Source organism: Nostoc sp. (genome assembly GCF_036917935.1).
Taxonomy (GTDB): Bacteria; Cyanobacteriota; Cyanobacteriia; order Cyanobacteriales; family Nostocaceae; genus Nostoc.
The window spans coordinates 1-11,243 of sequence record NZ_JBALEL010000034.1; the positions used below are offsets into that span (position 1 = coordinate 1).

General features: G+C 42.2%; 12 protein-coding genes. 6 read left to right on the plus strand and 6 right to left on the minus strand.

Annotation, left to right across the window (positions count from 1 at the left end; genetic code table 11):
• Positions 1–2,158 (plus strand): PBS lyase (locus tag V7K62_RS14485; protein WP_334865037.1); only part of this gene is annotated, 2,158 nt, incomplete at its 5' end.
• 489 nt (positions 2,159–2,647) lie between these two features.
• Here the strand turns inward: V7K62_RS14485 and V7K62_RS14490 are convergent.
• The 3 genes from V7K62_RS14490 to queA form a co-directional block, all read right to left on the minus strand.
• Positions 2,648–3,490 carry a methyltransferase domain-containing protein gene (locus V7K62_RS14490; protein WP_334865039.1) on the minus strand — a complete coding sequence of 281 codons (843 nt, stop codon included), beginning with the start codon at positions 3,488–3,490 and terminating at the stop codon, positions 2,648–2,650.
• A 181-nt stretch (positions 3,491–3,671) separates the two neighbouring features.
• On the minus strand, positions 3,672–4,769 hold the full coding sequence (locus V7K62_RS14495; RefSeq protein WP_334865041.1) for a tetratricopeptide repeat protein: 1,098 nt from the start codon (positions 4,767–4,769) through the stop codon (positions 3,672–3,674).
• Positions 4,770–4,851: 82 nt separating this feature from the next.
• Complete coding sequence (gene queA, locus V7K62_RS14500) at positions 4,852–6,009, minus strand: tRNA preQ1(34) S-adenosylmethionine ribosyltransferase-isomerase QueA (RefSeq protein ID WP_442937284.1); 1,158 nt, start codon at positions 6,007–6,009, stop codon at positions 4,852–4,854.
• A 272-nt stretch (positions 6,010–6,281) separates the two neighbouring features.
• On the opposite strand from queA, the gene V7K62_RS14505 reads away from it, so the two are divergent.
• Positions 6,282–6,671 (plus strand): hypothetical protein, encoded by a 390-nt coding sequence (locus tag V7K62_RS14505; RefSeq protein WP_334865043.1) that lies wholly within the window; start codon positions 6,282–6,284, stop codon positions 6,669–6,671.
• Positions 6,672–6,727: 56 nt separating this feature from the next.
• Here the strand turns inward: V7K62_RS14505 and V7K62_RS14510 are convergent, their stop codons facing one another.
• Positions 6,728–7,225 (minus strand): YraN family protein, encoded by a 498-nt coding sequence (locus tag V7K62_RS14510; RefSeq protein ID WP_334865045.1) that lies wholly within the window; start codon positions 7,223–7,225, stop codon positions 6,728–6,730.
• A gap of 23 nt (positions 7,226–7,248) precedes the next feature.
• Between V7K62_RS14510 and V7K62_RS14515 the strand changes: the two genes are divergently transcribed.
• Complete coding sequence (locus tag V7K62_RS14515) at positions 7,249–7,848, plus strand: pentapeptide repeat-containing protein (protein WP_442937285.1); 600 nt, start codon at positions 7,249–7,251, stop codon at positions 7,846–7,848.
• A gap of 198 nt (positions 7,849–8,046) precedes the next feature.
• Here the strand turns inward: V7K62_RS14515 and V7K62_RS14520 are convergent, their stop codons facing one another.
• A complete protein-coding gene (locus V7K62_RS14520) occupies positions 8,047–8,424 on the minus strand; it encodes a hypothetical protein (RefSeq protein ID WP_334865047.1) in 378 nt (125 codons plus the stop codon).
• 312 nt (positions 8,425–8,736) lie between these two features.
• On the opposite strand from V7K62_RS14520, the gene V7K62_RS14525 reads away from it, so the two are divergent.
• Entirely contained in the window at positions 8,737–8,979 is a 243-nt protein-coding gene (locus tag V7K62_RS14525; RefSeq protein WP_334865049.1) for a DUF1902 domain-containing protein, read from the plus strand.
• Entirely contained in the window at positions 8,979–9,176 is a 198-nt protein-coding gene (locus tag V7K62_RS14530) for a type II toxin-antitoxin system HicA family toxin (protein WP_229456128.1), read from the plus strand. The genes V7K62_RS14525 and V7K62_RS14530 overlap by 1 nt, the downstream gene beginning before the upstream one ends.
• A gap of 318 nt (positions 9,177–9,494) precedes the next feature.
• On the opposite strand, the gene V7K62_RS14535 is transcribed toward V7K62_RS14530, so the two are convergent.
• Positions 9,495–10,241 (minus strand): pentapeptide repeat-containing protein, encoded by a 747-nt coding sequence (locus V7K62_RS14535; protein ID WP_334865051.1) that lies wholly within the window; start codon positions 10,239–10,241, stop codon positions 9,495–9,497.
• A gap of 64 nt (positions 10,242–10,305) precedes the next feature.
• On the opposite strand from V7K62_RS14535, the gene V7K62_RS14540 reads away from it, so the two are divergent.
• Positions 10,306–10,662, plus strand: a complete 357-nt coding sequence (locus V7K62_RS14540; RefSeq protein ID WP_334865053.1) for a hypothetical protein — start codon at positions 10,306–10,308, stop codon at positions 10,660–10,662.
• The last annotated feature ends 581 nt before the right edge of the window (positions 10,663–11,243 follow it).

The window sequence follows — 11,243 nt, forward strand, 5'->3', positions numbered from 1 at the left end:
CGGTGCAGCAGAGGCATTGGGAAATCTGGGGGAGGCTGCCAAACCCTACGTCAAAGACATCGCTGACATCCTCAGGGATAAATCCGTTGACTCAATTGTTCGTAGAGGTGCAGCATCGGCATTGGGAAATCTGGGGGAGGCTGCCAAACCCTACGTCAAAGACATCGCTGACATCCTCAGGGATAAATCCGTTGACTCAGATGTTCGTTCTAGTGCAGCATCGGCATTGGGAAATCTGGGGGAGGCTGCCAAACCCTACGTCAAAGACATCGCTGACATCCTCAGGGATAAATCCGTTGACAAAGATGTTCGTTCCGGTGCAGCATCGGCATTAGGCAAGATAGAACAACTCAAGTTAAATAATGCTGTGGTAATTCTGGATAGCGTTTATTACGCAGGTCAATCAGAATTTGAACAGTGGCGATTTTTGACATATTTCTTGAGTGGCGGCACTGATGAAGTCAAAACCTTGCTCAGATGGCTAGGCAGACCAAAAACAACTCCCGATAAGCTGACACACACTGAAGGTATAAAAACACTCTTAATCTTTCGCCAAGCCTGGGAATTCAGCCAAGAACTAGATCAATTAAGAAAAGATTTAGCACAGCAAATTTCTGAAGTCGCTGCCAACAAACAAATTATTTGGAAAGCCGGGGATATTGGCTTACTGCAAACTCATTACAGTAATCTCAAAAAAGTTAACTCCACTCAGTCCGATGCACTACAGTCAGTAATTAATAATGTGGAATATTGGCAGTGGTTTTTCAAAGCCGGAAACACCATCCTCATTCACATTGGCTTTTGGCTAGCCCTGATTTTTGCCTACCCCAAATTTCCCCAAGTCCAAGCCATCTTCTTCTGGAACCCTTGGGTACGCCGCATTCTCGGCGTGGGCTATGTCGGCTTTCTCCTCACCTGGTTTCCACCCTTCCGCCGCAAATTATTTGAACCATTCAAACCTTCCCTATTAGCCGATGCCGGCTTAGATAATTTTCATGACCAATCATACTTCCCAGAGTCTCAAGTCAAAGTTCCCGCCTCAGGAGACATCCAGCCAATTACCGCAGCCTTACCCAGTATTCAAGGACAAATTATCTTAGAAGGAGATTCCGGCTTAGGCAAGTCGATGTTTCTCCGTCATCTGTTGAAAAGCTCCCAGCGCATAGTCGTTTATCTCCCCGCCCAGAAATGTCATAAAGGCGTAATTGAGGCAATTCAAGACAAGCTACACGGCCAAGCCCAAGATGCCGGCTTCCTGAAAAACCTAATTTATAGTGGTGCGATAGATATCTGCATCGACGGACTCAACGAAGTCACCGCCGAAACACGCGCCAAAATCTGCCAGTTTGTCGAAAGCTATTTCCGGGGCAATATTATTATGACTACCCAGCCCCTAGAGTGGACACCGCCCTCAACAGCAAAAACTTATTACTTGCAGCCGCTTGAGCAACAACAAATTCAAAAGTTTTTGATGTCCCGTCAGCCGCGACTCCCCAAAGATGCCCAAGTTCAAGGTGCTGATTACGAAAAAGCTTGCACCAATTATTTAACAGAAGTCCTCAAAGAGCAGCAAGCCCAAGAAGAGTTAGATGCTGTCGGCCGAATTCTTTCCAATCCAATGGATCTAACTGTGGTAGCGCTGATGCTATCACAAGGTAAATATCCTAACTTGTTTCGCTTGCAAGAACAGCAATACAACCTGATGGCGGCAGAATATCAGCAAGAATGGAGTCAAGAATTTCCGCTCAAAAGATTTTCCGCCGCCGTCTATCAAATGCGACTCGCAGACAAACGAGCTATACCTAAGGATGAATTTCACCAAATTGTCATGTCTTTGGAAGACGATAAATACAAGATGGTAGTCAGCCGTCAGTGGCAAGATGAAAAAAGCGAAGCCAAGAAAGAATGGTACTTCCGCCACGATAAAATCATGGATTTCTTCTTGGTGCAGAACTTTCTGGGCGAAAGTGATGCCGCCGAAGGACTATTAGTTGATAGAATGGGCGATCCGCGTTTTCGTGGGGTTTATTTCTTGCTTGCAACCTTGCTTCCTTTAGATGCAGCCAAAGAACTGCGCGAGAAGTTGATTCAATACGCCGCAGATACCAAAGACAATACGGTGAGTAATACCTTTGTGCAGTTGTTGCGGACAAGATAATTCGTAATTCGTAATTTGTAATTTTAAGGAACAATAGGCGATAATCCAATACGGTTCGGATAAGACTTGATCCCCCCAACCCCCCTTAAAAAGGGGGGCTAAGAATAGCTCTATTTCCCCCTTAAAAAGGGGGGCTAAGAATAGCTCTATTTCCCCCTTTTTAAGGGGGGGCTAAGAATAGCTCTATTTCCCCCTTTTTAAGGGGGACTAAGGGGGATCTTTTAGCTGGAATTTGTCTTCATTAAATGCTTCCAAGATGGGGTTCCAGGGTAATCGGAATCGATACCATGTTAAGTAGATGGACAAAAATATTTACAGTCATTGCGAACGAAGTGAAGCAATCCCAGCCCTTGCGATTGCTTCACTTCGTTCGCAATGACATTGTGTAATTAATTCTGTCTAACTACTTATTAGCCGTCATTGAATTTCTTAAATTGTAGTGCGATCGCGCTGTGGTGAAACAGCGCGGTCTTCTCGCCAAGAACGTTTCTACTTATTCCCGCACAATAACCCAAACCGAACTAACCCGCGCTCATAACCGCGACGCATCAACCCCAGCGATAACGCGCCTTGAATGGTAGTCCAACCGGCATTGAGTAAGCCCCAAAGCGCTTGGGGAGTGAACGCGGAATCAATGACTACATTCCAAAAGGGGGCGACGGCGGTTGACCAATCGGCGGTGCGAATATTGTTTAATGGAAGTTGATGTGCGATCGCTTCATACTCTGGCAAAGAAATCACATAAGGCAAACAATACACCCGATAAATATCCTGCAAGTGCTTTTCCTCATCCGCCGTCAGTGGTAACTTATCAGTCGCTCGATGACACCATGTCACCATAATTAGCTTGCCGCCAGGTTTCAACACCCGATAGCACTCCTGGAGAAACTTAGTTTTATCTGGCATGTGTTCACCACTTTCCAGCGACCAAACCAAATCAAAAGAATTGTCAGCAAAGGGCATTTCTTGAGCATTGGCCACCTGAAACTGAGTTCTCAGACTCAAATTCGCTTCCGTTGCGCGTTCCGTTGCTCTGGCAGCTTGCACCGGACTCAAAGTAATCCCTGTAGCCCTAGCATTAAACTTTTCTGCGAGGTATAAAGAACTGCCACCAATGCCACAACCCACATCTAAGATATTTTCTGCTGCTTGTACCCCTGCCCAATTGAGCAGTTCTTCGATTAAATCAATTTGAGCTTGCCGACGGTCTTTTTTCTGGCTGCCATCGGCACCATAATAGCCGTGGTGCATGTGTTCCCCCCAAATCTGTTCCCACAGACCAGAGGAAGCATCGTAGAACTGCTGAATTTGCTGGTAAAGTGTTGCACTCATGAAAAAAGTAGTATTGAGACGAAGTAGAATTCAAGAAAAACATACTGGTAGGCTACCACGTATATTTTTAATTAAATAAACGTGAGTTCGGCAAACCTTTCCCTGCCTTGAACTAAAGTTCAAGTCTGTGACTCTCCAAGTTGGAGAGTCACAGGTTTTGCGTACTAAAACCTGGGAGAGTTTATTGTCCGGGACTCGTTGAAGTAGACTGTGGTTCAACTGAGACAGGGTTAGCGGGCATTTCTGGTTGATTTGCCGTCTGTGGCTCAGGTGTTTGGACTACATTACTTGTAGAATCTGAACTCTGAGAAGGAGTAGCTGTTTGACTGGCTTGAGGTTGCTGTTGCCCACTTTTCTGGGCAATTTGCTGCATTAGCTGCTCAATTTTCTCGGCTTGTTGAATGTTGCCTTGCTCACGATATTCATTGTGAGCGCGTTTCAAGACTCCACTGGCTTTCTGGAGTTCGCCCTGATTATATAAAGTTACTCCCAAGTTATAGTAAGCTGAGGCATTTTTCGGATTTAGGCGAATAGCTTGCCGATAAACAGAAATAGCCTCAGAAGCTTGACCATGCATTGCCAATAAACTTGCCATATTGTTGTAGGCTGTGGCGTTTTTCGGATTTAGCTGCAAGCCTTGGCGATAAGTAGCGATCGCCGGCTCGATTTGACCTTGTTGTTGCAAGGCGATCGCTAAGTTAAAATAAGCATTGGCATTGCTGCGATCGAGACTAATTGCTTTTTGGTATGTGGCGATCGCTTCTTCTAACTGTCCTTGTTCATATAGCAACAAACCCAGATTATACAGCGCTGCTACCCTTGTGGAATCTATCACTAGGCTCTGGCGATAAGCCGTAATCGCGGCATCTTTTTCTCCTTGTCGATGCAACACTAACCCTAAGTTGTAATAAGCTTCGCTAAAATTGGGATTAACTTTAACTGCTTCTGTAAATTCTTGTAGAGCCATATCCAGGCGATTTTGCTCCATGAATATATTACCCAGATAATTCCGTGCTGCCCCAAGGTTGGGGTCATGTTGCAACGCTTGGCGAAAGGCATATTCTGCACCTTGGATGTCTTTGCGGTTATAGCGCGTGACTCCCTGCTGGAAAAAGCTAGCTGCTTCAAGATCCTGAGAAATTGCAGTTTCTGCCAGCAGCTTGCTAACTGGGAAATGAGTAATTGTCGGTGCAGCCAAGAGCAAAAATGCCGAACAGCCACCAAGTGTCACCTGACAAAATAAATTTAACCAATGAGAAAATAGGGATTTTTCAGACATGAATAGCAGACCTGTACTTATTTTTAACTCCTCATAAGTCAGAGTACCCATCACCAAAGAAAAAATTCCAAATTCTCAACTCTTAACTCTTCACTCCCACAGCTGATGGCAAAATTAATATGGCATCACCGAATGAATAAAAGCGATATCTAAAAGCGATCGCTTCGTTGTATATATTCAATAACCGTTGTCTGCCAATTAGCGCACTTACCAACATCAGCAAGCTGGAACGCGGTAAGTGAAAATTCGTAATCAAACCATCCACCACCCGCCATTGGTAGCCGGGATAAATAAACAAGTCGGTTTTTCCACAAAATGGTTGTAAATTACCAGATTTAGCCGCCCCTTCTAAAGCCCTTACTGCCGTTGTTCCCACAGCAATAATCCGACCGCCAGCAGCTTTAGTAGCGCGGATTTGCTCTACTGTCGCGGCGGGGACTTCAATCCATTCTTCATGCATCTGATGGCTAGTTACATCCTCTACTTCCACAGGGCGAAATGTGCCGACACCAACATGTAGCGTCACAAAAGCTTGATTGATTTGGCGATCGCGCAACTGTTGTAATAATTCTCTTGTAAAGTGTAATCCTGCCGTCGGAGCTGCGATCGCTCCTGGCTGTTTAGCATAAACTGTCTGATACTGCTCATCAGCAGCAACTGATGCAGTGATATACGGTGGTAACGGTACTTCACCAAATACCTCTAACAGTTGCACCAAAGTCTTTCCCTCTGGGACATCAAATTGCAACAAACGCCCCCCGGTTGCTGCATCTGTTTCTAAAACCGTAGCCGTGAGTTGGGGACTGGGGACTGGGTAAAAATCTTTCTGATCCCCAACCCCCAATTGCCTTGCTTCAAAAATAATCTTCGCTCCCTGTTTGAAGCTTTTTCCCGGCTTAACTAAAGCTAGCCAACAATTATGCTGCCGTTCTTCCAACAGCAACACCTGGATTTTCGCACCAGTGGATTTATAACCATAAAGTCGGGCTGGGATGACTCTTGTATTGTTCATAACCAACAAATCACCAGAGCGCAGCAGTGTCGGCAAATCATGGAAAATGTGGTGCAAAGGTGCTGTTTTGGTGCCTGTAGTCGGAGAATTAATTACCAGTAACCGCGAACTATCTCTAGGAACTACTGGGTTTTGGGCAATGAGTTCTGGAGGTAGTTTGTAGTCATAGCCAGCTACCGAGCAATCTAATTCCAAATCTTTTTCTTGTGGGCTAGAAGTATCTTTCAAATTGGCTTGTACTAGTTTTTGCTTTATTTAGTATTTATACTCTCTTAAAAAAGCTGGTTTGAGCTTTCCCTTCTAAAGGAACTTTAAGGCATCTTCGCTCAGTTTTGTCTCTAGGCTATAAGATTGTTACTATTAAGTAACACGGAAAACTTAACATAAAAATTGGGTAAACCTCCCCATCTAAAAACGGGGGCTTTTACCCTACCGGGAAGGGGCACTAATTGACGAATATAGATATGTAGGATTGGCTTTGATCCCAAGCACCAACAAACATGGAATACTTGTACTATCTGGCAAATGCCAGTCTAACCCTGAGGGTCGTTCAACACCTCCACGCTAGACCCCAGACACCCGTTTCGTTCGTCACCGTAATTCATCAAATTGATGGCTGGGTGGTTAGGATCAAACTCAAAGGTCAAGTCTCGCCCCAAGACGATGGCGACTTTCGGGCTTTTCTAAATGAATTAGGAATTAGCTACGAACCGCCAATGAGGGTGCAAATGGCACTTTGGAGTTTGGAAGCGGGACAGTGCCCTGTGGATGTGATGCGTCGTTATCAAGTAGCGATCGTTTCTCATGGTAGCCCAGAGAGAGACGAAATTGAAGCGTTCCGGCAACAGTTTGTCCGGGGCTTAGGCTACTGCCCAGAAACTTTGGCGTGACATTATTTGCTTGTAACGCCACTACAAAATTATTGGTCATTGATAATGAAGATATTTTATCCATTATCAATTGAAGAGTCGAAAGCTGCCAGAATGTATTCTTGCAGCTTAAACTTGTATCCGGGTACTGATGAAGTAGCTACAGCTTCCTGGTTTGCTGTAACCTCAGTCAGATTTTTTGATGTCCTTTGACAGTAGACAATAGCAACGTCAAATCTACAAGAATAATCTGCCTTCTCAGGGTACTGGGCTAAGAATATTCCAGCTGTCCGCCAGATTTTTGCCTGCTTTTGTGGGGTGATTGCGCTTCTTCCCCCGGCATCCCAACTACCTGAACTGCGGGTTTTGACTTCAACAAATGCCAATAATGAGTGCTGAGTTAGGAGTTTTTCTCCAGTTCGTCCATCATGTTGAGCAATAATATCGATTTCCCCCCAGCGGCTAGAAAAGCGACGATGGAGAATTACCCAACCTGTAGATTGCAACCATTGGGCTACTAGGTCTTCTCCTAATGAACCAATATCTGGATAATGAGATGGAGGAAAGTTAGCCATTGACTAAAAATATCATGAATTCTGTGAATTCTAGGTTAAGCGATGCCTGCGGCGGGCTACGCCAACGCACAACGGGTTCTACACTCGACTCATCCAGTACTGAGTTAGAATTGATCAAGCGTAAAACAAACCATCACATTTGGGCAAATATACTCAGCCTATTCCTCTGGGTAATAGTTAGCATCACCGCAACAGTCGGTTTTGCTCCCACAGCTTTGGCACTCGAATATAATAAAGAAATTTTGGTCGAAGCTGATTTTTCAGGACGTGATTTAACAGACTCTAGCTTTACTAAAGCTAATCTTCGCCAGAGTAACTTCAGCCGAGCTAATTTGAACGGTGTCAGTTTCTTTGCAGCAAATTTGGAGTCTGCGAATTTAGAGGGTTCTGACTTGAGAAATGCCACTTTAGACTCAGCTCGTTTAGTCAGAGCAAATTTGACAAATGCACTGTTGGAGGGTGCCTTTGCTGCTAACGCCAGATTTGATGGTGCAGTCATTGACGGGGCAGATTTTACCGATGTGCTGCTGCGTTCCGATGAGCAAAAAAAATTGTGCAAACTTGCCAAAGGAACTAATCCCATTACAGGACGAGACACGCGTGACACGTTGTTTTGTCCTTAGTATTTTCTACCTGTATATTGGGCATTGGGCATTGGGCAATTCAATTTTGGATTTTGGATTGACGATAGCGTAGCGTTAGCGAGTCCGCGATAGCGCAGCGTTAGCGAGTATTCGAGCGTCGCGTCTTTTGGATTAAATTTCAATTCTTTAATCCAAAATCTAAAATCTAAAATTCTTGCTCCCCACTCCCTACTTAACCTACCAACCATCTGCACCAATCTTTTGACAAACAATTTGCATTCCTTTGCCTGGTGAAGAATTAGCTATAAAAGGTATTTCTCCTTTTTTTTGATCCTCTTGAAGTAGCTGTCCCTCCGCTCCATAAATGGCAATGCGATTGAGAAAAAGCCGCGATTCTTTGCACGAAGCATCGAAGGTAGTTTCAAAGATGCCATCACCATACATTCCGTAAAGCTTGTATGTGGTGCCCTTAATAGTTTTTGTATCCAGGGCTACACTGTTTCCTAATTTATCATGCCCTACAGTGATATATCTTTGTGCATCTTGGGCGATTGCACTGCCATTACTCAATAGAAAAGCGATCGCTCCCACTATGCCGCCTATTTTAAAATACATACGCTTTCAAAATATAATATTTCATATATTTCTACCCGCAATCAAAGCGGTTCTGGCAGGGTAAAAGCACTGAAATCAAGACAAAGCAAGGAGTTATGGCAAGCCGAAAAACTTAGTAATTACAGGCAAAAGCTTATTACAGACTTCAACTAGCTTTTCATTAGTAGGCAAATCAGCGATGTCTACGACGGGCTACGCCAACGCACCTGATAACAAGTCAAGATTGTATCTGATTTTGTAAGTTATTTGCAAAATTTTCAAAGTTATGAATTAAAATTGTTTACATACGTGCGATAGCTAAAAAAGCGAATTATGAATACTTTTATTGTCAAAGTAAGCGCTTTTTGGGATTCTGAGGTTGATGTGTGGGTAGCTAGCAGTGATAATCTACCTGGGTTGGTTACAGAAGCTTCTACGATTGAGGTGTTAACAGCAAAACTCAAAGCGATGATTCCAGAACTTATTGAATTAAATAGAGTTGAATCTGGCAACAAAGATTACATTGATTTATACTTAACAACCCATCGTCATGAATCAATCAAAGTGGCTGGCTAATGAGTGTTTCCTTTACTCCTGAAGTTAAAAAGCTTTTAACAGAAGCCGGATGTTATTTTAAAAGGCAAGGGAAAGGAGATCATGAAATTTGGTATAGCCCAATTACAGATAATAACTTTGTAGTTGATAGTAAAATAAAATCACGTCATACTGCAAATGGAGTATTGAAACAAGCTGGTTTAGATAAGCATTTTTGAGTTTATTAATACTGTTGGCTTTGTCGAAAAAAAGGGATGTTGTTAGCATCCTTTTTTAGTGTTTAATATTCTGTGATATCCGTGAGTTTAAGCTGCTAGATTGTTCGCTTCATTGTAGAGTAGAAGCTACAGAGGTTAGAGAGCGATCGCATTTGATGCCAAAACGGGAAGCATAAGAAAATAAGCTAATCCTTCAAACCCTGTATCAATAACACAGGTGTAATGACCTGCAATTAGTTATTGCGCCTTCCATAGATGTAAGGGTGTGGGGTGTGCTTCGGGTATTCCTTTGCATCAACAATTGTAAGAGATTTTTCTTTAGATCCCTGACTGACAATCTCCCGAACTAGACATCAACCATTTACGATCAATTTTTGTTGACTCGTTAATTTTAGCACCATGCAGGTTGGCATCAATCAGATTAGCATCAATCAAGTATGCATTTCTCAAGTCAGCATAACTCAAATCAGCACCACTCAAATTAGCATCAATCAGATTAGCGTCAATCAAATCTACATTTCTCAAGTTGGTATTACTCAGGTCAGCATCACTTAAGTTAGCACCACTCAAGTTTGCATTATATAGGTCGGCATCAATTAGATTAGCGCCACTCAAGTTTGCATCACTCAAGTTTGCACTACTCAAGTCGGCATTATATAGATCAGTACCAACCAGATTAGCATTGCTCAAGTCGGCACGACACAGATTGACACGATACAAATTAACACCACTCAAGTCAGCACCACTCAAGTTTTGACCTTCAGATCCTTGATTGACAATCTCCCAGGCTAGACGCCATTTACTATCAATTTTTGTTGACTCGTTAATTTTGGCATTGCGGAGATAAACATCAATTAGGTCAGCATCAGTCAGGTCAGCATCAGTCAGGTCAGCACCACACAAGTTAGCACCACACAAGTTAGCACTACACAAGTTAGCACCTGTGAGCATAGCATTAGTAAAATTTGCACCTTGGATATCCGCATAGCTAAAGTTTGCACCTGCAAGATTTTGATCTTTAAAGAAGCACCTTTGGAGATTTTGACCAGAAAAGTCTAAAGACATTGTTAAGTTTAAAAAGTATTTGATTAAATAGTTCGGCAAACCCTACCTCACCTAAATTACGAGAATGTTACAATTAGAGCCTGTTAATAAAAATTTTTTTGTTAAGATTATGCAAATCAATTATAGTGCAACTGGTAAAGCACGTGTTCTAGATTCTTTTCTTAGATCAGAAGAGGAAGCTTATTTAGATGAGTCTGCCTTAAAAGCGCTAAAAGAAAAAAATCTACTTGATAATAATCTTCTAGAAGAAAAAGACTTTCAGATTTTCAGAGAAGATAAAACTTGGCAAATTGTACACAAATTTCCGGTTAGTCAAGCTAAGGAAGCCGTAATTGCAAGCTTTTTACCAAAACCTGACATGAGCGGCTCTGTAACCAATCAGCTAATTAATGGTAAATCAATTTATATTTGCCATTTTTAATCCTGGTCAAGTCAGGTAAATTGCTATTGTGCATTAAAAGTGACTATTCTACTCATAAGTAGTAACATAGAGAGAAATAAACCCTTACCTGCTAGTAACAAGTAAGGGAACCTTAAAGCTAAACTAAAATTCAACCCCTATGATATTTTTCATCGGGGTTATTTTTGACCAGGGATAAAAAACCCTACTACAGCACCAATTATGAAAGTAGCTATATTAAAAAAAACTAGCTTACTATGTTCATCTACAAAGGATAAGCCTAGTAAACCTGAAAGTGAAATGACTACTATGATACCCAAAATCAACTCCTTAAAGGAAGGTTTTGACGTAATTTTCATGTTGCTATTCCTAAATAACATTTCATTCCAATTTTAGTAAATAGCTTGTCAATTCTCCAAGACGTTTTTTATGAGGATATTTAATCATTTTTGAAAAAAAAATAGGGGTAAAATGGTCTAAAAAATGTCCAAGGTATCTCTAAATTAAAAAAAATAACACTTTTATTTAGTGTAAATTTATAAATAAAAATTGCCTATTTAAAATAAAATTGACTTTTAAACGTTAAAAATTGCCTCTTTTAT

Excerpts from the sequence above, each read along its gene's own strand:
- V7K62_RS14490 (WP_334865039.1), bottom strand. The coding sequence starts at position 3,490 with ATGAGTGCAACACTTTACCAGCAAATTCAGCAGTTCTACGATGCTTCC.
- V7K62_RS14495 (WP_334865041.1), bottom strand. The coding sequence starts at position 4,769 with ATGTCTGAAAAATCCCTATTTTCTCATTGGTTAAATTTATTTTGTCAG.
- V7K62_RS14505 (WP_334865043.1), top strand. The coding sequence starts at position 6,282 with ATGGAATACTTGTACTATCTGGCAAATGCCAGTCTAACCCTGAGGGTC.
- V7K62_RS14510 (WP_334865045.1), bottom strand. The coding sequence starts at position 7,225 with ATGGCTAACTTTCCTCCATCTCATTATCCAGATATTGGTTCATTAGGA.
- V7K62_RS14520 (WP_334865047.1), bottom strand. The coding sequence starts at position 8,424 with ATGTATTTTAAAATAGGCGGCATAGTGGGAGCGATCGCTTTTCTATTG.
- V7K62_RS14525 (WP_334865049.1), top strand. The coding sequence starts at position 8,737 with ATGAATACTTTTATTGTCAAAGTAAGCGCTTTTTGGGATTCTGAGGTT.
- V7K62_RS14530 (WP_229456128.1), top strand. The coding sequence starts at position 8,979 with ATGAGTGTTTCCTTTACTCCTGAAGTTAAAAAGCTTTTAACAGAAGCC.
- V7K62_RS14535 (WP_334865051.1), bottom strand. The coding sequence starts at position 10,241 with ATGTCTTTAGACTTTTCTGGTCAAAATCTCCAAAGGTGCTTCTTTAAA.
- V7K62_RS14540 (WP_334865053.1), top strand. The coding sequence starts at position 10,306 with ATGTTACAATTAGAGCCTGTTAATAAAAATTTTTTTGTTAAGATTATG.